Source organism: Klebsiella michiganensis, assembly GCF_002925905.1.
Taxonomy (GTDB): domain Bacteria; phylum Pseudomonadota; class Gammaproteobacteria; order Enterobacterales; family Enterobacteriaceae; genus Klebsiella; species Klebsiella michiganensis.
The window spans coordinates 69,410-94,531 of the sequence record NZ_PRDB01000020.1 but is presented as its reverse complement, the minus strand read 5'-3'; the positions used below and the strand labels follow the sequence as shown (position 1 = coordinate 94,531).

At 43.1% G+C, this 25,122-nt stretch carries 23 protein-coding genes and 2 pseudogenes; 11 read left to right on the top strand and 14 right to left on the bottom strand.

Features of this window, described 5'->3' with window-relative positions:
* Window positions 1-114 precede the first annotated feature (114 nt).
* The 4 genes from CDA56_RS26500 (at window position 115) to CDA56_RS26485 (ending at window position 3,791) form a co-directional block, all read left to right on the top strand.
* Window positions 115-1,176 (top strand): DUF3800 domain-containing protein, encoded by a 1,062-nt coding sequence (locus tag CDA56_RS26500; protein WP_103813857.1) that lies wholly within the window; start codon window positions 115-117, stop codon window positions 1,174-1,176.
* Window positions 1,177-1,407: 231 nt separating this feature from the next.
* Window positions 1,408-1,773: a hypothetical protein gene (locus CDA56_RS26495; protein WP_086512822.1), complete on the top strand. Its 366-nt coding sequence runs from the start codon at window positions 1,408-1,410 to the stop codon at window positions 1,771-1,773.
* Window positions 1,774-1,778: 5 nt separating this feature from the next.
* A complete protein-coding gene (locus CDA56_RS26490) occupies window positions 1,779-2,975 on the top strand; it encodes a relaxase/mobilization nuclease domain-containing protein (RefSeq protein WP_086512821.1) in 1,197 nt (398 codons plus the stop codon).
* 237 nt (window positions 2,976-3,212) lie between these two features.
* Entirely contained in the window at window positions 3,213-3,791 is a 579-nt protein-coding gene (locus tag CDA56_RS26485; RefSeq protein WP_086512820.1) for a DUF4755 domain-containing protein, read from the top strand.
* 30 nt (window positions 3,792-3,821) lie between these two features.
* Here the strand turns inward: CDA56_RS26485 and CDA56_RS26480 are convergent, their stop codons facing one another.
* Complete coding sequence (locus tag CDA56_RS26480) at window positions 3,822-4,262, bottom strand: hypothetical protein (protein WP_086512819.1); 441 nt, start codon at window positions 4,260-4,262, stop codon at window positions 3,822-3,824.
* A 246-nt stretch (window positions 4,263-4,508) separates the two neighbouring features.
* Here CDA56_RS26480 and CDA56_RS26475 point away from each other — a divergent pair, with 246 nt between their 5' ends.
* Entirely contained in the window at window positions 4,509-5,294 is a 786-nt protein-coding gene (locus CDA56_RS26475) for a hypothetical protein (protein ID WP_086512818.1), read from the top strand.
* 469 nt (window positions 5,295-5,763) lie between these two features.
* Here the strand turns inward: CDA56_RS26475 and CDA56_RS26465 are convergent, their stop codons facing one another.
* The 3 genes from CDA56_RS26465 to CDA56_RS26455 are packed head-to-tail and all read right to left on the bottom strand — an operon-like array spanning window position 5,764 to window position 10,506.
* Complete coding sequence (locus CDA56_RS26465) at window positions 5,764-7,734, bottom strand: hypothetical protein (RefSeq protein WP_104011462.1); 1,971 nt, start codon at window positions 7,732-7,734, stop codon at window positions 5,764-5,766.
* A complete protein-coding gene (locus CDA56_RS26460) occupies window positions 7,731-9,233 on the bottom strand; it encodes a site-specific integrase (RefSeq protein ID WP_103813863.1) in 1,503 nt (500 codons plus the stop codon). The genes CDA56_RS26465 and CDA56_RS26460 overlap by 4 nt, the downstream gene beginning before the upstream one ends.
* Window positions 9,220-10,506, bottom strand: coding sequence for a tyrosine-type recombinase/integrase (locus tag CDA56_RS26455; RefSeq protein WP_103813865.1), 1,287 nt, complete (start codon window positions 10,504-10,506; stop codon window positions 9,220-9,222). The genes CDA56_RS26460 and CDA56_RS26455 overlap by 14 nt, the downstream gene beginning before the upstream one ends.
* A 333-nt stretch (window positions 10,507-10,839) precedes the next feature.
* Here CDA56_RS26455 and CDA56_RS31385 point away from each other — a divergent pair, with 333 nt between their 5' ends.
* Window positions 10,840-11,406 (top strand): hypothetical protein, encoded by a 567-nt coding sequence (locus tag CDA56_RS31385; RefSeq protein ID WP_227632914.1) that lies wholly within the window; start codon window positions 10,840-10,842, stop codon window positions 11,404-11,406.
* A gap of 158 nt (window positions 11,407-11,564) precedes the next feature.
* Here CDA56_RS31385 and CDA56_RS26445 read toward each other — a convergent pair whose 3' ends face one another.
* From CDA56_RS26445 to CDA56_RS26430, 4 genes and pseudogenes are all read right to left on the bottom strand, one after another.
* Window positions 11,565-12,119, bottom strand: coding sequence for a hypothetical protein (locus CDA56_RS26445; RefSeq protein ID WP_227632912.1), 555 nt, complete (start codon window positions 12,117-12,119; stop codon window positions 11,565-11,567).
* Window positions 12,120-12,292: 173 nt separating this feature from the next.
* Complete coding sequence (locus CDA56_RS26440; RefSeq protein WP_001553347.1) at window positions 12,293-12,967, bottom strand: hypothetical protein; 675 nt, start codon at window positions 12,965-12,967, stop codon at window positions 12,293-12,295.
* A gap of 66 nt (window positions 12,968-13,033) precedes the next feature.
* Entirely contained in the window at window positions 13,034-13,633 is a 600-nt protein-coding gene (locus tag CDA56_RS26435) for a hypothetical protein (RefSeq protein WP_000117646.1), read from the bottom strand.
* 3 nt (window positions 13,634-13,636) lie between these two features.
* A pseudogene (locus CDA56_RS26430) lies at window positions 13,637-13,999 on the bottom strand (integrase); the annotation flags it as partial.
* An 88-nt stretch (window positions 14,000-14,087) separates the two neighbouring features.
* Here CDA56_RS26430 and CDA56_RS26425 point away from each other — a divergent pair.
* Window positions 14,088-15,175, top strand: a protein-coding gene (locus CDA56_RS26425; protein ID WP_102780042.1) for an IS3 family transposase whose coding sequence is annotated in 2 segments (ribosomal slippage) — window positions 14,088-14,340 and window positions 14,340-15,175 — 1,089 coding nt in all. Because the reading frame shifts where the segments join, the coding sequence is not laid out codon by codon here.
* A gap of 40 nt (window positions 15,176-15,215) precedes the next feature.
* Here CDA56_RS26425 and CDA56_RS26420 read toward each other — a convergent pair.
* Window positions 15,216-16,298, bottom strand: a pseudogene (locus CDA56_RS26420) (integrase); the annotation flags it as partial.
* A 159-nt stretch (window positions 16,299-16,457) separates the two neighbouring features.
* On the opposite strand from CDA56_RS26420, the gene mutS reads away from it, so the two are divergent.
* The gene (mutS, locus tag CDA56_RS26415) at window positions 16,458-19,025 is read left to right on the top strand and encodes a DNA mismatch repair protein MutS (RefSeq protein WP_048260273.1); all 2,568 of its coding nucleotides are present in this window, start codon (window positions 16,458-16,460) and stop codon (window positions 19,023-19,025) included.
* A 119-nt stretch (window positions 19,026-19,144) separates the two neighbouring features.
* Here the strand turns inward: mutS and CDA56_RS26410 are convergent, their stop codons facing one another.
* The 4 genes from CDA56_RS26410 to CDA56_RS26395 form a co-directional block, all read right to left on the bottom strand.
* Window positions 19,145-19,297, bottom strand: coding sequence for a Hok/Gef family protein (locus CDA56_RS26410; RefSeq protein WP_009651623.1), 153 nt, complete (start codon window positions 19,295-19,297; stop codon window positions 19,145-19,147).
* Between the two features lie 338 nt (window positions 19,298-19,635).
* Window positions 19,636-19,872: a non-oxidative hydroxyarylic acid decarboxylases subunit D gene (locus CDA56_RS26405; RefSeq protein ID WP_004853596.1), complete on the bottom strand. Its 237-nt coding sequence runs from the start codon at window positions 19,870-19,872 to the stop codon at window positions 19,636-19,638.
* Between the two features lie 10 nt (window positions 19,873-19,882).
* Window positions 19,883-21,310 (bottom strand): non-oxidative hydroxyarylic acid decarboxylases subunit C, encoded by a 1,428-nt coding sequence (locus tag CDA56_RS26400; protein ID WP_103813867.1) that lies wholly within the window; start codon window positions 21,308-21,310, stop codon window positions 19,883-19,885.
* Entirely contained in the window at window positions 21,310-21,903 is a 594-nt protein-coding gene (locus CDA56_RS26395) for a non-oxidative hydroxyarylic acid decarboxylases subunit B (RefSeq protein WP_103813869.1), read from the bottom strand. The genes CDA56_RS26400 and CDA56_RS26395 overlap by 1 nt, the downstream gene beginning before the upstream one ends.
* Window positions 21,904-22,072: 169 nt before the next feature.
* On the opposite strand from CDA56_RS26395, the gene CDA56_RS26390 reads away from it, so the two are divergent.
* Window positions 22,073-22,489 carry a MarR family winged helix-turn-helix transcriptional regulator gene (locus CDA56_RS26390; protein ID WP_004853601.1) on the top strand — a complete coding sequence of 139 codons (417 nt, stop codon included), beginning with the start codon at window positions 22,073-22,075 and terminating at the stop codon, window positions 22,487-22,489.
* Here the strand turns inward: CDA56_RS26390 and CDA56_RS26385 are convergent.
* Window positions 22,486-23,373 (bottom strand): LysR family transcriptional regulator, encoded by an 888-nt coding sequence (locus tag CDA56_RS26385; protein ID WP_014839360.1) that lies wholly within the window; start codon window positions 23,371-23,373, stop codon window positions 22,486-22,488. The two genes, CDA56_RS26390 and CDA56_RS26385, sit on opposite strands and share 4 nt — an antisense overlap.
* A gap of 106 nt (window positions 23,374-23,479) precedes the next feature.
* On the opposite strand from CDA56_RS26385, the gene CDA56_RS26380 reads away from it, so the two are divergent.
* Together CDA56_RS26380 and CDA56_RS26375 are read left to right on the top strand one after the other, a co-directional pair.
* Window positions 23,480-24,694, top strand: coding sequence for an MFS transporter (locus tag CDA56_RS26380; protein ID WP_064358554.1), 1,215 nt, complete (start codon window positions 23,480-23,482; stop codon window positions 24,692-24,694).
* Complete coding sequence (locus CDA56_RS26375; protein WP_032751032.1) at window positions 24,691-25,068, top strand: DUF4440 domain-containing protein; 378 nt, start codon at window positions 24,691-24,693, stop codon at window positions 25,066-25,068. Before CDA56_RS26380 ends, CDA56_RS26375 begins: the two co-directional genes overlap by 4 nt.
* The last annotated feature ends 54 nt before the right edge of the window (window positions 25,069-25,122 follow it).

Genomic DNA, 25,122 nt, shown 5'->3' with positions numbered 1-25,122 from the left:
ATCAAGATCATAAATTCTTGATGGCTACATTGTTTATTTTAATCACAATAGTAAAATTATGACAAGTTAATACAAAATTTTTTAACCGTAATAAATAGCATATATGGAGTATGAATGAATTTTTACATTGATGAATCAGGTAATTTTTCACTAGAAAATTCAACATGGAATTCAGTGGGTATACTGGCAATACCACAGCAAAAAGAGGATAAAATCGCAGCCTTTATTAAAAGTCTTAAAGATAGAATTGGTCTCAAAGAGGATGATGAATTAAAAAACTATTTTAGACGAGATTTCGATGTTAAGTTCTTTGATGAGCTAATTGATTTTCTTTTTGAGAACAAATGTGTTTTCCACATGTCTTCCATTCATAGCAAAAATATATCAAAAGAAATACTAAGCAATACAAAGCTTAACCTAACAAACTCGATAGAAAAATCAGATACGAATGAGCAGACAAAAAATGATGTTATTCAGAGAATAAAATCACTAAGTGATCAAAATTTTAATCAATGTCTAATCCATATATTCTCACTCCGAAATACTGTTGAAAAATGTCTCTCATTTTACGCAAAAGAAATGCCATCAGATCTAAATGATTTTAATTTTATTTTCGATCAAAAAGAAAACAATAAACAAGTTTTATACGATGCAGTTTTTAATGACTTATATATCCCATTACTTAGGTTAGACAATTTACTACGCCCTTATTGTGTATTGAATCATGACCTATCCCATTTCAACAAATACATGGAAGAGTTGAATAAATATGAGATACAAAAATCAATAATTGATAATGAGACTGAATTCAATGTGGAATCTCCAATAACCAACAGTGAATATGCTAATCCCTTCTATATCAGTTCTGTTTTTGAAAAACACACATCTTGTAGCTCCAAAGATTCGACAGGAATCCAAATAGTTGATGTCTTAATATCAAACTTTAATAGAGCATTAAAAGGCAATTTCGATAATCCTATACAGATTGCAAAAGCCATAGGTAAGCTAACAATTAATTCTTATATTAAAGGTGTATATCCTATAGAATTAATTTACTTAAGTGAAAAGTTAACACTGAGTAAAGACGAACTGAGTTTAATTAGTATGGTAGAAGATATGTCATATAAGCTTTTTGGCTTTAAGAAAGATCCCGACAACATATACAAGGGCATCTGATTTACTCATTAAAATAAAATACATAAGCAAGGGCTAACTTATCGAAGCTACGCTTCTCAAGTTGACCTTGCTTTTTCGCCCTTCGGTTGAAAAAGAAAAACTGCCCCATCAAGATATTTATTTGCTATCAACCTCATAGCTTCACTGTTTTATTGACATTCATCACAAATAGAATATATCTATATATAGCATAAGGATTATGCAGATAACTAACATATGAAAGGAGTTCGTATGGATAATACATTCAATTATATAAATAAAAGCAAATTATCAGAGAATTTGCTCAGAACACATTGTGTTAGCGTCAGGCTAAATAATGAAGAATTGCATCTTCTCAACACCAAGCGTGGCGAAACAAGCAAGGGGGAATGGCTTCGATTAGCTTCACTTGACAAGTTTCCACCAGTAGTTCCCCCTATAAATTTAGAAGCATGGAAATCATTGTCTGAAATCTCTCAGAAGCTGAACACCCTTATAGGTCATCTTGAAAACAAAAGCAGTGGTGGTGAGCTTACCAAAACAGAGATCTTTGTGGTTAAGCGCCAAATTTCTGAGCTTCGCTTCTGTCTTACATCCTCCAAGAGATCTATGAGTTAGCTTGAATGAAAGGGATGCAAAAAATCAAAAGAGGGAAAACCTTTAACGGGCTAATTTCTTATTTATTAAAACCTGCTTCGCACCACAAATCAGTTCCATATGTGATCGGTGGCAATGTCATAGAAAGCTTCGCAGAAGCACTAAGTGCAGAGTTCAATGCTACGAAGATCCTACGCCCCGATGTCAATAAACCCGTATGGCACAATTCTCTGCGTTTGCCTCTTGGCGAACAGCTCACCACAGAACAATGGAAGCTGTTGGCTGACGACTATATGAAGTGTATGGGCTTCTCTGAGACGCATCTACGAGCTTACGTCCTACATGATGATAGAGAAGGTCAGCATATCCATATAGTAGCAAGCCGCATCGATGCAACATCCGGGAAGCTCTACTTAGGGAAAAATGAGAACCTTATCAGCACCCGTATAATACAGCAGCTTGAACTTGACTATTCACTGACCAGAACAAAAGGGCCGGAGGCTGAAGCATCATTAACCTCGCCCTCTCCTAAACCGAAGCGCAAAAAAACTCGTAATGAAACGATGCGGGAAAAAAGAACTGGTGAGCTATGCTCTAAAACAGTCATACAGGAAGCTATAGATACACTCATAACCAGCAAGATTTCCGAAGAAGAGTTTATGCAGCAGCTTGCAGATCAGAAGATAAAAGCTGTTCCTAACAGAGCGTCAACAGGAAGGATGAATGGTTTTTCGTTTGAGTATAACAACGTTTCATTCAAAGCTTCGCAGCTTGGTAAAAAGTATTCATGGAAAAATTTAGAGCCGTTCATCACCATTGATCTCCCTACCGTAGATGACAGAAAAGCTTCCATTGCCTTCAATGCAACCAGCTCAGAAGAAATTATCATGATAGTGAAAGCTGATGCTGTAAGTTTTTTTGGTGGTATTGATGCAGAAAATACCCTACTTCCTTTACCTGTCTTGCCTGTAGAAGATGATATCTATCATGAGAAAGTTAAGCCCAATAACAAGAGTTATATCGACATAGCAATGAGGTGGTTAGAAACCATTCCTTTTATAGACACGATAGTCAACACCCTCAAAAAACTACGTAATCCATTCTTGTATGTTTCCAAACAGCCTTCCAAGATTTTTTCGGCTGCCCACCTTCCTATAGACACACCACCTCTTTCTGCTGCTGAAAAAACTACAAAAACAAACGTTTTTAGGTCAAGAATTTAGCATTAATCTTTCTGAAAACAACTTTATCATTGATTTTAGCACAATCAATTGATCGTCATAATCGATCGATAAATTACTTGTGATAGGTAAAAACTATCATAATGAAGATATCGATCGGTACAAATGATTTGATAACTTTATTGGTTCGTACAAAATGTACTTTGAACGAAATACTGGCTAATAGGTTGATTTTACTAGTCATTTCTCAATATCGTTATATCATACAGGAAAAACCGTATGAAATACTTCATGATGAAGCGTGTATTGCTGGCGATTGCACTCCCTGTCCTTGTTGCTTACTTTGGGGGTTCTAAAGTGATGTCAGTATATTGGGTTCCTCTTTTTTTCATCAGCTCTATGTTGTGTGCAACAGCTTTTGGTAAATATGTTGTCAAAAGAAATAACTCGGCAACTTTGAATTATCTGAATGATAATAATGATGGGATCTATTTTCATAAATTTAATGAATCAGAAATCCGGTTAGACACAAATAAACAAGAGGTTTTCCTCAAAAATGATGAAGGTGCAAAAACGTATTCTTTCGAGGAAATTAAAGAGTGGAGCTACAACATTACATACGGTGGTGAAGTGGCAGGTACCGGATTAAGTAGTATCAGAGAAAACGGTAAAACATTAAGTCAAAACATCGCAGAAACTGGTCTTTTTATCCGTGTAAAAGACGTTAGTAAACCAGAGTGGCATATCCGGTTCTATCCTCGTAATGATGCTTTCAATTCGAGTAATGGGTTAAATGATTTGAAGACGCAGCTCAACCAATGGATGGAGATCTTTGATCAGAACTTGAATCCAGCATGAAATCAAAACCCAATCTACTTAAAACAGAATCTATAACGAAGTAGATTCTGTTAAAGCATTTTTGTTATAGTTAGCTATATAGTTCAAATCACTATCTCTTAATGATTTCGCTAACACAGAACGATCATATTTTCTTTTTTCTGTTATAAAAACAGTTTCTGAATTAGCTTTGTTCTTCATGATGAAGTGAATGAGTAATCCACACATTCTTCTTATTTTATCAGCATCAATCACTCTGTTTTCAACATTATTAATAAAACAATAATAGGATGTAAGCATAAATGTTAGCACTACATCTCTGTTAGACAACTCTATATTATCAATGTCATTCTTATACTTTATATAAAATCCAACACAAAACAGATAAGATTTATCTATTATGTCAGATTCTGACAGCCCAGACTCTTCGAGCTTTTTAATGAAGCGTTCAAAGAGTATTAGAAAACGTTCCATGCTATTAAGTTTCTCCATAATTTGCATCCTTGCAGTAATTATATTCCATTATCTAACTTATACCACTAAAATGTAATAAATCAATGCATTAAATCACGAAGTTCACTATTATAGAAATTTTAAAATAATATAGCGTCGTGGTTACAATGTTTCTAAGATGATTTTCTAAAAAAATAGAACAGCAATCATACAGTTACAATCGTATGTTTAATTTTGTTTTTTTGTGATATTATTATTTAAGATACAGCTTAGTGAGAAAAGAAAATGAATGGAAAATTTAGAGTTAATGATTATGAACTTAATGCACAGCGTTTTATTTATCCGTTATATATGAAAGATGGTAATGGAGGTTATCATTTTTCTTCGACAATGACCTTCGTTAAGTTCGATAACCAACACTTTTGCGTTTTTGCAGCACATGCTCTTCCTAAAGATGTAGATGATCTAAATCAAATCGGTATGCTTACTACAGATGGTAAATTCATGCCGTTTTCGGACATCGAAGTGTCTCATGAAATTTGTCGTATACGGGATTTAGTCGTTTGCCATACCATTGGTGCATTTGAGTATAAGCATTACTTTGATATGGGTGATAATAAATCAACAACAGAATTCAGTGAAAATTTTGGCTGGATTGGTTTTCCTAAAAAAAAAGCAATACAGGTAATCCATAACAGTAAGGCAACCAGTGAAAAAATCAAGGAGCATCTTACTGAAGGTGTTGAAGGACTACAAAAGTGGACTAATGCTAATTTCTTATTGATAGGAATGAAACAAGTCTCAGAAACTGAATCAGAGATCACAGGTTTTCATGATAATGAAAATGTGCAATACACACATGAAGGTTTCAAACAAAAAGGTTATTCTTTAAAAGGTATGAGTGGTGGCGCTCTTTTTAGAGGACCGATAAAAATCAGAACAGAATCTCCAAGTCTTAACGATTTTTTTGATTTTGTTGGGATAGGACTTGAATATGAGAATAACTTAGTAAAAGGTGCATCTAAGAGTTCTGTCCTAGAATTGATTAAGAAGACGCTAAAACTTAGCTAATATAAATAAGTGTAGGCACAGCAATATGAAGTTTCTATTACATTCATATTAGGAACTTCATAATATATACTCACCTATGTTTTTGAAAATAATTTCTACGATCTATTTTTGGCAAACTCTCTTCCAATTGATGTTCTTTAATATCGTATTTATATGCATTGAATTGCCATTTGACAAATTTCTCTTTTAAATTCTTATTTTCTTCTTCGAGATATTTGATCCTTGATTCCAGATTAAATATTATTTTTGATGCATTGATTAGGCTGGATGGTTTTTTAAATTTATTAGCATTATCAACAATCCCTTTTTTTTACTTAGGTAAGCATTCGCAATATCTTTGTGATAGGACAGAGTTTGCCTGCTCGGTCGGGATTTAAGAAATGCAGAACATTCTTCACAAAGTTGTTCCCATGTAATTGATGAATCACTCCATCCCCATATTGTATCAAGTATCATATTCTTTTCACTTTTAGTTAGTTTTTTTGACATTTATATTCTCCATGTTTCGTTTCAAAAGTCTTTGTTCTCCTGTTATCCTTGAAAGATGCGTGAAATTTGTGCTGTCTAATCTGATATATGAACCATTAGGAATCCTTTCATTTTCCAATATACCAATCAATTCAACTAATCTTTCTTTGGTCCTTGCGTGAACCATTAACCATTTATCATTCTTCATTTGCTGAATGTCTCCATTCAATCTATCTGAAACCTTATCGATAAGATTGCTTATTTCTGCAAGCCTGCTTTTTAGCCTCGTTAAATTTTCACTATTACCTTTTATGCAAAGCTGCTCAGAGCAATTAACACAGTCTCTAAATTTTTCGCATGAGGATATTACATAATCATGTGTACAATATCCAAATTCAGTGATATGCAGTGAATTACCACTGATTGGTATCGAGCCATGAATATAGTTCTTATCTTTAAAATTATCTTTTTCAGTTATAATGAAACTCTCTGACTGTTCTTTCAGAGATTCATATTTTTCTAAGATTTCTTCCTCGCTAATATGGTTGTAAACTCGATTCTGTCTTACATTCACTCTTCCAGACCATTTAGCTATTTCTTCATCAGTTAGTCCCTGCCTCTGTGCAAGAGTATTGAGTAGATGCCTTATTTGATGAGAATTGAATCTGATACTACTTCCATCTATTTTCTTATATCCATGCCTTTTGAAAAAATTAGACTTTTTCTCATCATTACTAAAACCAGAATAAAAGGTCGCACTATTAACTGAACATAACTGAATTATGTTATCAGACTTCCTCGGATGAAATGTATCCTTAAAAAATAAGAAAAGTAAGTTACTGTATTTTATATTCTTAAGTTTGTCATACCAAGGAAAATTAGGTGGTAGCCTTTTCCTTAATTCTGTCCATAAAGATTGTAATGAATATGAATAATCTTCTGATTTTAGTGCTAATCTACTTAAAATTCTTACACAGTTTTCTTTTGAATGATTTTGATTACTAATAACTTTAATAACTTGAACTGAAGTTAGCAATTGATTTTCGGTATGCCCCTTAGATTTACATAAACTGTTAAAATCCTGCTCCATCATTTCGGAGAATGCTCGCGCTTCATATGTAATAGATAATATTCTTTCTAATGCAATTTTAGTTATAGGAGCCATCACTGTAGGAATCCATTTAATATCACCACCATACCCTTTCCCAGCCCAGAACCTTAAGCCATGTTTAACATCTCCACTTCTTGTAATCTGCTGTATTTCACAATCTACTGGTAATGAAAAAACTTCAGAAATTCTTGATGGCGCAGACATTAAAAGCACGATAACAGATGTAGTAAAAATATCTCTTTTATCAGTTAATGCTCTACTAAAGACCTCAGCAAATGCGTTCAAAGCAATTTCATCTGGAAGTTTGTCTTTAAAGGTACCTCTACCGTCATAAACAAAATAATCTCGCTCATCCTTTAATGGGTTTCGCCACGAAAAAATATTTTTAGTAGTAAGATTATTATCTACAATAAACGATACAACTTGCATTAACGAATTCCCAATAGCATATGCTTTATTGTGGTCGATCCTATTTTTTAAAGCACATATTGATTCATTTAGAGCATTAATGTTTATTTTGGAAATATCACAGTCGCCATTAATTTTGATCAGCGTAGATTCAAGAATTCTAAGCGCTGAAATGGACTGTTTAATTTTCCTTTCATTATATATACACTCATGAACTATATATGATTTAGCAAACCCAAGGAATTCATCATCCATTATGGTTTTACCTTTAGTTCCCTTTTTATAAGATAATTTAGTAAACCTAACCTCCTTGTTGTGCAGCATCCAGAAATTACAATCCCAATTAACATTCGTATTCTTTGTTAATTTATCTTTCATCCTACAGATTAATACATTTAAATTTTCATAAACTACAGTCCTCAATACGGACTTCATATTCACTACATTTGTCATATTATTCCTCCTATTGTTCTAATCTCGTTGCATTTAATAACCACCTCTCTTACAGCAGAAATCGTTCTATCAAGAGATGTAGCTATTTTTATATCTTTTGTAATCGCAGCTATTCTTTTTCTTTCTCTTATTAGATAGTCATAGACATCTTGATGGGGTGCATCTACCCAAGGATTAAAATAAATGCATGTATAGCAGGGGATAGGAATCATAGCAGCACAACTCTTACAGTTGGAACAGTTTCCTGAATCTATACCCTCGTGATTTTTTATTTTCTTTTGAGCATCATTTTTATTTATAATATGCCCTTTAAATGCATTCACATACTTTATAACTTCCGTTGTCATAACCTCATCAATCCTTTCTGCATACTCTGGTACATTTTTTACATAACAGCTAACAAGTCTCGTTGATCTGTGATCTAAAAGCTTCGCTATGATATACTCACTATATCCTTCTTGGGCAGCTCTTGTACCAAGTGAATAGCGAAAGCGTCTTGCGTTAATAGAAGAATCATCCTTTATAAAACCAGTTTTTATCGATATTTTCTGTATGGTAGTAGTAATTACATTAGATTTTAAATGAAATATGTCTTTTTCTAAAAGAGCTAAAATATTAGCTTTGTTTTTATTTTTCTCAAGCGAATTAACATCAATAAATAAAGGTATTTCCTTTAATTCATAATTATCAACACATCTGCCAAGATAGTTTTCAACAGTATTAATACTTCTCTCACTCAATATCAAGATAATATCGTGCAAGTCTTCAGTTATTTTCAAGTTTGTAAACTCAGAACGAAATACTCCACTATGTTTAGCTCTTGGAAAATTTATTGAATAATCGGTTTCTACATTCTGGAATAGACTCACGATATCTTTCAATTTCAAGTGTGAGGTCTGTATGGGTCGCCTCCCCGTGTATGAAGTTATCAGCGCCATTGCCAACTCATCGAGTGTTATTTCACCAGAATCATATAACCACATGGCACCTTCATTAAAGGCAATTACCTCATCATCACTAAATGGTCCTTTTTTCATATCTTTAACTTTTACCGCTTTACCAAGTTCCCTTCTTTTAGGTTTGCCTTGATATAAACAGTTCACTTGATTTTCTGAGACACCTGGAAGTTCTAAATTAAACCACTTACGGAAAAAAACTCTTATACTATTAATATAATCCGGTTTTTTTAATAAATTCCTACTATGGTATTCTCTAACAGACTCATCAGTGATTACGCCTTTATCTGTTGTCTTAATATAATCATAAAATGCCCAGAACATTTTCTTTGTATAGGATGATGACCTTGTAATTGCAAAATTGGCTAAAACATCTAAGAAGTACTCATGATGTCTTTCATCTAATACATTTAAAACATTTAACATATTAAGCTTGATATTCTTATCTAAAATCCATATATCTTCGTTTTTGAAGAATTCGTAATGACTGTTTGAAGTAATAAATGGATTTCTAAGGTCTTTACTTTCTCTATTTATTTTCACCCTTCCTCCTTATTGTTGTATTTAATCGTTCCTGCAATCTTAATGCGGCTTCATTCGCTTTTTCATTAATAAAACGTTTATTATATATACTTGACGTGCCAGAGTTTTCTTTCCAACCCATTAGACTCTCTCTCATTTTTTCCTGTTGCTTTTCGCTGACTTTCGTTGGCATCGAATCCATTAATTTAGAAAAGTTATAGTTCCATGTATGACGGAATTGATGTCCTCTTAAATCGTTAAGCAAAGGATCGCACGAAGATATTTTTGAAATTATTTTGTGATAAGCAGACATAGAAAGTGGGTCTCCTTGAGTTGGACCAGGCTTATAAGATAGGAATAAAAATCCACCTTTTCCTTTGGAAAGTTTACTTCTATCAAAGACAATATAATTATATATTTTTAAAGCTAACGTTTTATCTAATGAAACTGTTCTACTTAACGTCTTAACTAAAGGTTGGTTAACTCTTAAATCATTTACTTCATCCGCTCTCCTTTGAATTCGAATTCTATTTTTTTGAAAATCAATATCTTCAATCTTTATATTTAAAAGTTCGCCACAACGTACTCCAAGTTCATATAGCATAAGAACTAATATTTCGTTCCTCTGTCTTACATAAATTTTAAATGGATTACTATTTGAATGAGGATCAATTACATCCATAATAATTTTTATGACATTTTCAGCAATGCCATCATTTTCATAAGTTCTATCTTGCCTCTTAGGTATTATTGGCTTCCTTTCTTTGATAGAACGAACCATTTTCTCTGAATTTAATATATTAATTTCTGGTGTATCATATCTATACAGCGTTTCTGATAACCAAGATAAATAACCAGCGATGGTATTTAACCTGTGATATAATGTTAACTTTGATATACTTTGTGAACGTATGCGCCTTGAACGTTTTTTTGTTAAGAAAATGAACAAGCGATCAATTTCAGAATTCGATATGAATCTATTATGTAAAATACGTTCATCAATTGATATATCATTCTCTCGTAAAAATCTATAAAATAGCGACAATGTTAAGGCTGTCGCTTCCATTGTTAACACAGAACATCCCCTATTCCTTAACTGAATTGTTAAGTATAAATTAGGATAAAAAAGAGGGGCTTTATTTTCGTTATCCATAATGATGCAATATCGCTCTCCTGATGTTAGAATAAACTTATTAATACCTATACTTGTCATAATATATCCTTTTTTTTGCATTTTTATTAGGTGTAGCAAATCATTTATTTTTAACAACATTACACTTTGCATTTTCATCATTTTTTCATTATTGAATAATGCCCAGCCTTAGATTAGAGGTAGTATCCGATAATTTGTCTTTACAAATTTTGCATTCCCCCTATAGGGGGATAGAGAATCTCTTCTATATACCTTAGAGTTAAAAATATATTGTTAAACCTACTGTTTTAACCATTATTCATTTTAAATGTAAAAGATAAAGCAAAGATTATACTGCCGAACAAAATTAATTTTGCTAATTTCTCTCTAAATATATAATCACATCCTGATCATTAATTTCAAATTTATTTTCAGAAATAGATTGAAAATGATAAAATGCACCTATCTCTTTCACTCATTCTAAATGGAATTTTTATGAAAAAAATAACCAAGCAAACAAAGAATACAATATTTATTGTGGCAGCTCTTGTTGGAATCTGTTCCTACATTTTTCCCAGAAGCCCTGATACTCAAAAGACAGATGATATCGTTGGGGTGTGGACATCTGATTATTCATATGGCACACAGAGTGTTCTTGCTGGTGTCAATGTGAGAACTTCTTATTTTTCTAATGGGAAATATAATGTAAATGGTCGAATGTCTTTTAAGATAGATAATGCAAATGGAAAAACAGCCCTTGTTGAATATTATGTTAGTGGTGCTGGAGAGTGGGTACTCCACGATAAAGAACTGATAGCCACACTTAGCAGCCTGAAATCAATTCCAGACCGGATTGTCTCTGATGGAAAAGACTTCGACATTCAGGATCTTGAAATATTAGAAAATATCATGCGCAAAAAATTTCCAACTATCGAGGAAAGAATGGCTCCAGGAACAAGCCAGTCTTACATCATCAAAAATGACAGTCATAATCAAAAGCTACTGGAGGTAATAAATCCGTTTGGGAACAACTTTGACATAACCATAACAAGAGAGAAATAGGGCTGGGATTGATAGTTATATATATTTTTATTTGAATATCGTAATTTACATACCAGCAATCATTCTAAGGGGATTGTTATTTTTATCTGATTCACTAAAATATCCCCATCTTATTTAGGAGATAACAAATCAAATAAGATGAGGTTATATATAATTATCTATGAAGCCATTCTAATAGCAACACCTATAATTGCCATACACATGCTTCCTGCTAATAACGCAGCAAATGCATATGTATATTTACTAAATTTAGTAAACAACCAGATATATCTCATGAGTGAGATCGACGCTATTGATATAGATGAGACAAACATTAAAAATGCATATATACCTGAAATAAACCAACCTGTTATTTCATAAACATCTTTTAAAGTGAATAATAAAATTGACAAATAAAAAGCAGATAATGCAAGTCCACTTAAAAAATCATATAAATCAATGTAGGTGATATTTTTATCTTTATCCGGCAAGCCAATAAAAGCTTTAAATTTTTCATTGCTAATTTTTGCTAAAAATCGTCCTAAGAATGGAGAAAGGATAGCAAAAAGCATTATAAAATGTATGAATAACAACATTAATTTTATTCTGCTATCCACAGATTGATCTATCGGCCAATTAGAGAAAATTGCATAATCCATTTTCACAAGCAAGAGCAGACATAAAATTGATGGTAGATAGTCCGAAAAAAATATTGTCCGTATCCATTTTAACATTTGTTTTCCCCCTACAATGCAAGGTATAAAATTTGATGCAAATAGAACTTTTCATCTTAGCCATAAAAGATATAACATTTTTAGAGAACAAAAATTAAACCTCATGTCAATCTATAACAGCATTCATTTACTACCTTCTGGTACATACATTCATCATTGGTTCATGGAGGAAGTTATAGCTTCCCGCCTACATAAAGAGAAACTAATACTGCTGCGGTAGATAGAGCAACTATAAGCACTCGCTCTCCGATTTTTATAATTTTTTGCCAATATCTTGCTTTAAATCTTAAATCATTGAACACAAGATATTGCCTATATAAATAGGCTTTAAAGCTTAAAGTAGAATTATACGACGTGCATGTACAATATCTAAAGAAAATTGAAAAATGTTTTTTAATAACCAATTCATTCACTTGGTATGGGTTTCGATAACGGCCAATTATGATATCATTCTCATTCATTTCACATAGTTTGGATTTATAAGGGCCAACAAATACTATGACATCCCCAGATGTTCCTTGAGAGTACCATAATTGTGCACTTGATTCATACCCTTGAATAAGAGAACCTTTTTCCTTATCCAAAAGATTAATATCTATATATCTACTGCCTGTTACTATATGTGTAGCATTGATATATTGAGTGCTAAGATATTTTTTATATTCTTTAGAATCATCTTTCACCTTTCCTAAATATAACATCCCTAACTCATCTACACTTGAAGCATCAAGCTTGCAATTGTTAAATTCATTCTGGATACGTTCATCCATAAATTTCCAGTTGAGTCGTCTGATCCATGCTTCATACTCATTCTTTCTTAAAACAGCCGCTGCTTCCTTTATCTTCATTTTTATTTTTTTCCTTATGGTAAATTTGACGCACTTAACCCACTCATCCCATTTAAATTAAAATAATTAATCATCAAAGATATCTTTCAAGATATATCTTTCCTGTTCGGCCGCCGATGCAGAAACAATATTATTTAGTGTTAAGATAAACATCTTGTGCCAAATAGAACGTTCATCTTTATTTATCCATGATACAAAGAGAGCTTCCTCAATAGAGATCCAAATAACTTCTGCATTAGGCTCTAAAAGAATTTGCTTAAAGCTTTCATCAGGGATAGTGAGTGCATGGGATATTATTTTACTTGTAGAGCCAGTATTGTTGGTGATTCGCCAGAAAGGTTGAGGCTCGGTGAAATCAGATAGGCATGTAAATGCTAATCCCCGAACTTGAGCAGCGTGCATTGTGCTACTGACTCTATGGCTATCTCTCCAGGAACGAAGGTCTTTCAATAGGTAATTAACCCGCTGGTTTCTGGCTTTACTGTCTTCAGATTGATACTGGATGTAGTTTGGTCCATCACCGTTCTGACGATAACGGGCAAGAGTTTTGACACTTATACCAAGGTAGAGTGCCGCTAAATCGACACCTAACGTAGTGTCATCAGGCATATCACCAAATAACTGCCAAACTTCGGACAGTTCTCTCAATGTTTCAACAACACTCATCCATTACTCCTTGTTGTCAGATAATGGTGGATATTTTGCTGATGCTAAAAGTGCATTGTATAACGTAGGCGCAGTCATCAACATATGCAATTCAATGCGCTGTAGAGCCTCGTAAACCCGATCTTCGTCGGGAACAGCATAACGCTCTGTTGGATCTGTCGTGTTGCGGTGGTTAAGCAGCTTCTTAACGACAGCATAAGAAGTAAGTTCTTCTGCTAATCTTCCGAAAGTTCGTCTTAGATCATGCATACCGAGTTTGACGATCTCAGCTTCCGTACATAGATACTCTCTCAAACTTTTACTATCTGAATAGTGTCCAGCTTTGCTTCTTTTGGAACGGGCAGGGAAAACCCATTTTAGTCTTTCTTGACGAGTTTCTGCTTCGGTAATCCTCCCGAAAAAGCAGTGTGTTCATAAGTAGAATTTTCTCGTAATCTCAACTGAGGAGATCTCTATGAAAAAATCACGTTTCACCGACAGCCAAATCATGACCATTCTGAAACAGGCTGAAGCCGGAACACCGGTCCCTGAGCTGTGCCGGGAACATGGCTTCAGCAGCGCCAGCTTCTATAAATGGCGGTCAAAGTTTGGCGGGATGGATGCCTCTCTGATGGCGCGTCTCAAAGAACTGGAAGATGAAAATCGGCGTCTTAAGAAAATGTATGCCGAAGAGCGACTTAAAGCTGAAGTTATTCAGGAAGCTATGTCAAAAAAGTGGTGAGGCCATCTCAACGCCGACAGATGGCCAGACACGCCGTCAGCACGCAGCAAATCAGTATCCGCCTGGCCAGCCAGATTTTTTCTGTCAGTGAAACGTGCTATCGATATCTGCCACGTCTTTCTGTAGAAAATCAGCGTATTGCTGGCTGGCTACTGCGCATTACAGGCAGCCAGCGGAACTGGGGTTTTGGTTTGTGCTTTTTGTACCTGCGTAATGTGAAAGGTTTTCGCTGGAACCATAAACGCGTTTATCGAATTTACTGCGAATTATCACTGAATATGCGGATCAAACCTAAAAAGAGGCTGAAGCGTGATAAGCCAGAGCCGCTTGCGGTGCCGGAATACAGCAACGAATGCTGGTCAATGGACTTCATGCATGATCAGCTTTCAGATGGCCGTTCAGTTCGGCTTTTGAACATTATTGATGACTTCAACCGGGAAGCCCTGGCAATAGAAGTGGACTTCTCGCTGCCGTCCAGTCGGGTAAAACGCACACTTGAGCAGATCATTGAATGGCGAGGTAAACCCGCCGCAATCAGATGTGACAACGGCCCGGAATACACGAGCCACGAATTAATAAACTGGGCGGAGGATAACGGAATAAAACTCAACTTTATTCAGCCGGGAAATCCGCAACAAAACGCTTATATTGAGCGCTATAACCGGACAGTGCGTTATGACTGGCTGGGGCAGTATTTATTTTGTTCGCTGGATGAATTACAACGCTACGCGACAGAATGGCAGTGGTTTTATAATCACGAAAGGCCGAATATGGCACTGGGTGGTTATACGCCAAGACAACATGAGCTGCGCACAGCCTAAGTTCTACTATTGACCTCTGCTAAAAATGGGGGGATTACCCTTCCTGAACAATGTCCCTTCTGTCTTCCAGCACCCGTTTCACAGCATCACAGATAGGAAGCTCGTGATCATTTCGGTTCTTCGTGTCGTAGAATCGAATCTTTCGATTTTCGAGATCGACATAGCTTGTCGTTTTGGCTTCTTCGTTAGTAAGGTATTCTCGCCAGCACAGAGAAGCTGTTTCTTCTTTACGAGCACCAAGAAGAACCGTCAACAGTAGGTAATCACAACCCAAACGGTTAAAGCTTCTCTTGTTGTGTAGTGCAGTCAGAAATCTACCTAAGCTGTCTTTCGGAGAAAGTGGGTTTCGAACACCTTTCGCTTTGTAGCTATCTTCAAGCTCAGAACGAGTCCTGAATTTTTTCTGTACCTTTAAAATACTAAAAGGGTTGTAGGATAGTGAAGGTTGCCGTTGCTGTGTCTGCGCATTCCCCGCTTCAATTTCGATTGCGTGTTTGACCGCAACGTTGGCCCACCTGAATGTCTGCTCCGCTGCTGTTCTGGCTCTTGAGGCAATTTCATCAAACTTACGAAGGATGTCATTACCAGTGAGATCCTTCACTCGTAAAGCTTGCCACTCTTTCAGACGATTTTCTGCTTTGTCCAACACTGACAGTGTGTTTGGTTTGGCTGGTTTAGACCTGCCAAGAAGGTGTTGACGATATTGAGCAAACACTTCACTGATAGTGAGTTCTGAAGCCTCTGTTTCTCGTTTAATCCTATTCGGATTTCTTTTGGTGGCGATCATGGTCTGAACCAATTGCCTGGCAGCCTCACGGGCTTGATCGATACTCGGAAAATCAGAAACATTCCCTACTTTCACTTTTAAGACCGAACTCGGTTTCTTACCTTCTTTCACATCACGAGTACCAGAAGACACTCTTCTCTGGATTACATAGGTTTTTTTCGTCAAACTTACCTTTACACCAAAACCTACCGGCGAATCACGGTGATCGTCAAAAACGATGTATGGTTTCTGTTGTGGGTTAGGTTCGAAAACAACTTTCCCAGAGCTATTGAGTTCTGGCTTAAGATGGACACTTAACTTGTTGATAATAAAAGACTGAGTGAGAGTTGTTTTCAAAGTATCACCACTGTTTGTAGCCCAGAAAAAGAGTAAAGCCAATCTATCATGTTCTGAGCTACAAGTGAGCTACAAATTTATCGATTTATATGGGTTCAAAGCGGTTTCACTTGGGGCCACTTGAGTACTTGAAAGACTTAAAAAACGAGTAAAATCAATATGAATGAGTCTATTGACAAGGATTTATCAGACCATACGCCCATGATGCAGCAGTATCTCAAGCTGAAAGCCCAGCACCCGGAGATTCTGCTGTTTTACCGGATGGGTGATTTTTACGAACTGTTCTATGACGATGCGAAACGCGCATCGCAGCTGCTGGATATCTCGCTGACGAAGCGCGGCGCTTCCGCGGGCGAACCGATTCCGATGGCCGGGATCCCCCATCACGCGGTTGAGAACTATCTGGCTAAGCTGGTTAATCAGGGCGAGTCGGTGGCCATTTGCGAACAGATTGGCGATCCGGCAACCACCAAAGGGCCGGTTGAACGCAAAGTCGTCCGCATTGTGACACCGGGTACCATCAGCGATGAAGCGCTGCTGCAGGAACGCCAGGACAATCTGCTGGCCGCCATCTGGCAGGACAGTAAAGGTTTTGGCTACGCCACCCTCGATATCAGCTCCGGACGTTTTCGCCTGAGCGAACCCGCTGACCGCGAAACGATGGCGGCGGAGCTCCAGCGCACCAACCCCGCCGAGCTGCTGTACGCGGAGGATTTTGCCGAGTCGTCGCTGATTGAGGGCCGCCGCGGCCTGCGCCGCCGTCCGCTGTGGGAATTTGAAATCGACACCGCGCGCCAGCAGCTCAATCTCCAGTTTGGCACGCGCGATCTGGTTGGTTTCGGCGTTGAAAACGCCCCGCGCGGCCTGTGCGCCGCCGGCTGCCTGCTGCAATACGTCAAAGACACCCAGCGCACGTCATTGCCGCATATCCGCTCCATCACGATGGAGCGCCAGCAGGACAGCATCATTATGGATGCGGCCACCCGCCGCAATCTGGAGATCACCCAGAACCTGGCCGGCGGCTTTGATAATACGCTGGCCTCGGTGCTCGACTGCACCGTGACCCCAATGGGCAGCCGTATGCTTAAGCGCTGGCTGCATATGCCGGCGCGCGACACCGCCGTGCTGGTAGAGCGCCAGCAGACCATCGGCGCGCTGCAGGAACATTACACCGAGCTGCAGCCGGTACTGCGCCAGGTCGGCGACCTCGAACGTATTCTGGCGCGCCTGGCGCTGCGCACCGCCCGCCCTCGCGATTTAGCGCGTATGCGTCACGCTTTCCAGCAGCTGCCGGCACTGCGCGCGATGCTGGGGGACGTCGACTGTGCGCCAGTACAGCGGCTCCGGGAAAAGATGGGGGAATTTAGCGAGCTGCGTGAACTGCTGGAACGAGCGATTATCGATGCGCCGCCGGTACTGGTTCGCGACGGCGGCGTTATCGCCCCCGGCTATAACGCGGAACTCGATGAGTGGCGCGGCCTGGCCGATGGCGCGACCGATTACCTCGACAGACTGGAAGTTCGCGAGCGCGAGCGTCTGGGGCTGGACACGCTGAAGGTAGGCTACAACGCCGTCCACGGCTACTACATCCAGATTAGCCGCGGTCAGAGCCAGCATGCGCCGATCCACTACGTCCGTCGCCAGACCCTCAAGAACGCCGAGCGCTATATTATTCCTGAGCTGAAGGAGTATGAAGACAAAGTGCTGACCTCCAAAGGGAAGGCGCTGGCGCTGGAAAAGCAGCTGTACGATGAACTTTTCGATATGCTGCTGCCGCATCTTGGCGACCTGCAGCAGAGCGCCAGCGCGCTGGCGGAGCTCGATGTGCTGGTGAACCTCGCCGAGCGCGCGGAGACCCTCAACTACTGCTGCCCGACTTTTAGCGATAAGCCGGGTATTCGTATCAGCGAAGGCCGCCATCCGGTGGTTGAGCAGGTTCTGAAAGAGCCGTTCATCGCTAACCCGCTGCACCTCGCCCCGCAGCGGAGAATGCTGATTATCACAGGTCCGAATATGGGCGGTAAAAGTACCTATATGCGTCAGACCGCGCTGATCGCCCTGCTGGCGTATATCGGCAGCTACGTTCCGGCGGAAAAAGTCGATATCGGCCCCATCGATCGTATTTTCACCCGCGTCGGCGCGGCGGATGACCTGGCCAGCGGCCGCTCAACCTTTATGGTAGAGATGACCGAAACCGCCAATATTCTGCATAACGCCACCGAGCATAGCCTGGTGCTGATGGATGAAATCGGTCGTGGCACCTCGACCTACGATGGCCTGTCGCTGGCGTGGGCCTGCGCGGAAAATCTGGCGAACAAGATTAAGGCCCTGACCCTGTTTGCCACCCACTACTTCGAGCTGACCCAGCTGCCGGAGAAAATGGAAGGCGTGGCCAACGTCCATCTTGATGCTCTGGAGCACGGCGACACCATCGCCTTCATGCACAGCGTGCAGGATGGCGCGGCCAGTAAGAGCTACGGTCTGGCGGTTGCCGCGCTGGCCGGTGTGCCGAAAGAGGTGATTAAACGCGCGCGGCAGAAGCTGCGCGAGCTGGAAAGCATTGCGCCGAGCGCTGCCGCCACGCAGGTGGACGGTACCCAGATGTCGCTGCTTTCCGCTCCGGAAGAGACCTCGCCCGCGGTTGAAGCGCTGGAGAATCTTGACCCGGATTCGCTGACTCCGCGCCAGGCGCTGGAGTGGATCTATCGCCTGAAGAGCCTGGTGTAGTTCTCGTTTAACGTGAAAAAACGGCAGCGCCCTGCGGTGCTGCCGTTTTAACAAATGCAAACTGGGTGCGAGAGGATGCATCCTGACAACCAATACGCGGGGTTGCCCCCGCGCTGATGCTATTTCTTCGATTCGTAAGCGAGAACAGCTTTAAACTCCATACTACGCTCTTTAATACTGAGTTCGCACAGCGAGCTGCGCACCAAAAGCGTAAATCCCAGTACCGTAATACACAGTACGACGATTGCCACAAGGGCATATTTTGTTAGCATGTCTTGCCTCCCTGCAAAGAAGAGACTAACATCTGAATTGTTAGGGTTCATACGCCAGCCTCGGTTGATAGAAATATCTCCTGGGGCTTTCGTCTATCTGACTCCTTGTCAATGCTCAAAGCCAGATAGCCTCAAGCACCCGCCGCTATTCTATATTTTCCCGGCCGCGAAGCTTATCGGTAATTTATCAAACCCGTTGATTTTATTATAAACTGGAAGAAGGCTCGCAAACGTATCTGCTCTATTAACCTTTTTTGATATTTAAAAATTTAATGACTACAGATTTCTCATTGATTCATTAAATATAAAAAAGGCCCGACTGAGCGGGCCCGTTTATTTTATCGTTTATCCTCCGCCAGCAGCGGCGGAATATGCGGCACCATTGGCGCGTCATCGATATCCTTTTGGGTCATGCGGAACGCTTCCGGATAATGTTCCCGGCTGGTGCGGCGTAGCGGTTCAGTATTCCGCCAGGTGTAGAAACAGTGCTGGCACTGAAATACCGTCCAGACATCTTTTACCGGCGATGTTGCCAGCACTTCAATATGTTCATCGGCGCAGCGTGGACAAATCATCTTCTTCTCCTTATTTACGTTTGGCCAGCATGGCGGTCAGTTTTTCAGCCCAGGCTTTAGTTTCAGGAAGATCCTGTACCGGCTGGCTGTAGTGGCCGCGCAGATCGGGCGCAACCGGCGTGGTGGCGTCGATAATCAGTTTGTCGGTGATCCCCGCCGGGCTGGAGCCTGGATCAAGCTCCAGGACCGACATATTCGGCAGCTGCACCAGGTCACCCGCCGGGTTGACCTTCGACGACAGCGCCCACATCACCTGCGGCAGGTTGAACGGGTCGACGTCTTCATCAACCATGATCACCATCTTCACGTAGCCCAGGCCGTGCGGCGTGGTCATCGCCCGCAGACCCACCGCGCGGGCAAAGCCGCCGTAGCGTTTTTTGGTGGAGATAATCGCCAGCAGGCCGTGGGTGTACATCGCGTTGACGGCCTGCACCTCCGGGAACTCGGCCTTCAGCTGCTGATACAGCGGTACGCAGGTGGCCGGGCCCATCAGGTAGTCGATCTCGGTCCACGGCATACCAAGATAGAGGGACTCGAAAATCGGCTTGCTGCGGTAGGAAACCTTATCGATACGCACCACCGTCATATTACGGCCACCCGAGTAGTGGCCGGTAAATTCGCCGAACGGGCCTTCAATTTCGCGCTTGCGGCTTTCAATCACCCCTTCGAGGATCACCTCTGACCCCCACGGTACGTCGAAGCCGGTCAGCGGCGCGGTGGCGATTGGGTACGGGCTTTCACGCAGCGCGCCGGCCATCTCATATTCCGACTGATCGTATTTCAGCGGCGTGGCGCCCATCAGGGTGATAATCGGATCGTTGCCCAGGGTAATGGCGATCGGCAGATCTTCACCGCGCTCTTCCGCTTTGTGCAGGTGTAAGGCGATATCATGCATGGGCACCGGCTGCAGGCCGAGTTTACGTTTGCCCTTCACCTCCATACGGTAAATGCCGACGTTTTGCTTACCAAAACTGTCCGGGTCGAGGGGATCGCGAGAAACCACGCAGGCTTTATCGAGATAAAAACCACCGTCGCCGTCGTTAAGACGGAACAAGGGCAGAATATCAAACAGATTAATGTCTTCACCGTCGACGCTATTTTCCGCCCACGCCGGATTTGCCCGCCGCTCCGGCGTTACCGGAAACTTATCCCAACGGCGAATAAACTCGTCGATCTGCTTTTTCACCGGCGTATTCGGCGGCAAGCCCAGCGAGATAGCGTGGTTCTGCCAGGAACCGATAGTATTCATTGCTACGCGAGCATCGGTAAATCCGCGAATATTATCGAACCAAAGCGCCGGCGCGCCATCGCCGATGCGTCCGGTGGCGTTCGCCGCCGCGGCCAGATCCGGTTCCGCGTTCACTTCTTCGCTAATTTTCAGCAGTTGCCCCTGGTCGTCCAGCGCCTGCAAAAAGCTGCGCAAATCATCAAAAGCCATTATTCATTCTCCTGTGATACATTCTCTACCGCCCGCAACCCGCTCCAGCGGCGCGCTTTGTGATACTCCAGACCGAACTGATCCAGCACCCGCGCGACAACGTGGTCAGTGACGTCCTCAATGGTTTTGGGATGGTTGTAATAAGCGGGCATGGGCGGCACCATCGCCACCCCCATGCGTGACAGGGCCAGCATGTTTTCCAGATGGATCGTGCTCAACGGCATTTCACGCGGCACCAGCACCAGCTTACGCCCCTCTTTCAGCACCACGTCCGCGGCCCGCCCCACCAGCCCCTCGGCATAACCGGCACGGATACCCGCCAGCGTTTTCATACTGCAGGGGATAACGATCATGCCGTCGGTACGAAACGAACCCGATGAGATGACGGCGGCCTGGTCCGCCGGACTGTGCGAGAAATCGGCCAGCGCAGCCACTTCACGGGCGCTGTAAGGCGTTTCCAGCTCAATGGTGGTTTTGGCCCACTTTGACATCACCAGATGCGTTTCCACTTCCGGCATCTCTCGAAGCGCTTTGAGCAGCGCCACGCCCAGCGGAGCACCCGTCGCTCCGGTCATCCCTACAATTAGCTTCATCATCGCCTCACAATTGTTCGCATACGAACGTTTTTATTAAAACTACGCTTGATGAGCTTTTCGTGCAAGTGCGTTCGTACACGGCCGCATTTTTCATCAAAACAGGAAAAATGCTAAAACGCCTCCCGAACGGCTATCATAGAACCGACGGTTTGATTACGGAGTTGTCATGGAGTTAAAAAACGAGGCGTTTCACCTGCTACGCCAGCTTTTTCAGCAGCACACCGCCCGCTGGCAGCTTGAACTGCCGGACCTCACCAAACCGCAGTATGCGGTGATGCGTTCCATTGCCGAACATCCCGGCATTGAACAGGTGACGCTAACGGAAGCGGCGGTCAGCACGAAAGCGACGCTGGCGGAGATGCTGAGCCGAATGGAGAGCCGCGGTCTGGTTCGTCGCGAACACGATCCGGCGGACAAACGCCGTCGGTTTGTCTATTTAACCGCAGAAGGCGAAGCGCTACTGGCAAGCTCAATGCCGCTGGGTAACGCCGTTGATGAAGAATTTTTAGGTCGGCTGAACGATGAAGAGCGCCAGCAGTTTTCGCAAATCATCCACAAGCTGATAGCGCGAGAACCCAATTAACCCAGGCGCTCGCGGAGAAAATCAATAAACGCCCGGACCCTGACGGGAACGTGCTGCGCGTCTGGGTAAACCGCGTACACCCCCTGGCGCGGAAAGCTAAACGCCGGCATCACCTTCACCAGCGCGCTGTCTGCCAGCGCAGCGGCCACCAGCCATTCGGGCAGCAGCGCGATGCCGCTGCCCGCCAGCGCAAAGGCCATCAGCGCACTGGCGCTATCTGCCGACAGCCGCGGCGCCTGTTTAATCTCGAAGGCGATGCTCTCCTCATCGGGCCCGGTAAGCGGCCAGCGGAGCGGCGCGGTCAGACGTTCATGAATAATCCACGCCGCGTGGGCCAGCTCCTCAAGCGTCTTTACAGGATGCTGCGCCAGCCATGATGGGGCAGCAACCGGGACGATGGCAAAACGCGATATCAGCGCCGCGCGGTAGCGCGAATCCGCCAGCGTCCCGAGGCGAATCGCCACGTCAAACCGTTCGGAGATTAAATCCGCGTGGTGAGAAGAAGAAACATGGCGCACGCGGAGCGCTGGATGCCGCTGGCTGAACTCCGCCAGCGCCGGGATAATCACCTGCGCGCCATATTCTGGCGTCGTTGTGATCCGCAGTTCACCGCTCAACCCCACATGGCTGCCCCGGACGTCGTCCTGCAGGTTTTCCGCCGCTTTCAGCAGCGCGACCCCGCGATGATAGAAGAGCGAACCGGCTTCCGTCAGCGTAAGCCGCCGGGTCGATCGCAACAGCAGCGTAACCCCCAGCTCGCTCTCCAGCTGGCGAATGTTGAAACTCACCACCGCCTTGGTCTGCCCCAGGGCCGTCGCCGCCGCGGTAAAACTTCCGCTATCGACCACCGCTACAAACATGTTCATCCGCTGCAGGTTCAGCATCGCGCCGCCAATTGTCAAAAAATTTCAGACAGTATATCTCCGAATGTCGTGTTTATTCGCCCTGACGCTGAGGTTTACAGTAGCGGCCTTCACGGGGGTTTAATCAATGACGTATCGCAGCAAGGTCGCAACCGTTTTTCTGCTGGGTTTCTTTCTCGACTTAATCAATATGTTCATCGCCAGCGTCGCCTTTCCGGCGATGGGCCGGACGCTGCACGCGTCGGTGGGCGAACTGGCGTGGGTCAGCAATGGCTATATTGCCGGGCTCACGCTGGTACTGCCATTTAGCCCCTGGCTCAGCCAGCAGTTTGGTACCCGGCGGGTATTCCTGCTTTCGCTCAGCATATTTAGCTTTGGGGCTCTGGCCGCAGGAATGGCCGACTCGTTGACCAGCCTTGTCATGTGGCGCGCCCTGCAGGGGATGGGCGGCGGACTATTGATTCCGCTAGGCCAGTCGCTAACCTGGCAACAGTTCAGGCCTCACGAGCGGGCGAAACTTTCCGCCGCGGTGATGCTGGTCGGGCTGCTGGCGCCGGCGTGCTCGCCGGCGATCGGCGGGGTGCTGGTGCAATCGCTCAGCTGGCGCTGGGTTTTCTTTGCCAGCCTGCCGATCGCGCTGCTGACGTTCGGACTGGCAGCGCTGTGGATTAAGGATGAGAGACGCGTCGCGCGGCCGGGGGAACTCCTGCGTCTCTCGCTACTGCGCGATCCGCTGCTGCGCTTTTCAATGCTGGTCTATCTCTGCGTGCCGGGGACTTTTATTGGCATCAATGTCGTCGGGATGTTTTATTTACAAAGCGTGACGGGGATGTCGCCCTCCGCCATCGGCGCCCTGATGCTTCCGTGGTCGCTGGCCTCGTTTGTGGCGATCGCGACGACCGGCCGCTATTTCAATCGTCTCGGCCCTCGCCCGCTTATCGCGGTGGGCTGCCTTCTCCAGGCAGTCGGGATCGTCACCCTGGCTGGCGTCAATGCCCATACCGCCAGCAGTATGCTAATCGCGGCATTTATATTCATGGGCGCAGGCGGCAGCCTGTGCAGCAGTACGGCCCAGAGCAGCGCGTTTCTCAATGTGGCGAACGGCGATATGCCGGACGCCAGCGCGCTGTGGAATCTTAACCGCCAGCTCAGTTTCCTGATGGGATCTGCGCTACTGGCAGCCTTACTGAGCGCCTTTTTGCTTTACTGGCCAACGCCGCAGGCGTGGCGTGGCGTATTTATCGCCGCCGCCGCGTTGACCCTGGCGCCGCTGCTGGGCTGCCTTACCTTCGATAACCGGGCGATAATCATGCGCCTGCACGGTAAAATGGAGAACAAATGAATCGCTATATTGCGGAAGTTATTGCGGCCCACGTTGCTATAGAAAACTGGCTGAATCAGGGGGACGGGAGCGCCGACGCGCTGATGCGTCGCTTTAGCCCGGACTTTACCATGATCCCGATAAACGGTATGCGCATGGATCATCAGGCGGTCAGCGCCTTTTTTCACGGGGCTCGCGCCAGCCGTCCGGGCTTAAAGATTGTCGTCGATAGTGCCGCCATACTTGCCGAATGGCGCGATGGCGCAGCGGTGAGCTACCGGGAAACACACGCTCTCCCAGGCAAAGCGGAAACCGCGCGCTGGTCGACGGTTCTTTTCCGTCTGCAGGAAGAGAAAATCATCTGGCGGCACCTCCACGAGACGGCGATCGCGTAAGCGACGGAGGCCCAAAAAAGAAAAAGGCCCAATCAAAGGATTGAGCCTTTTTTA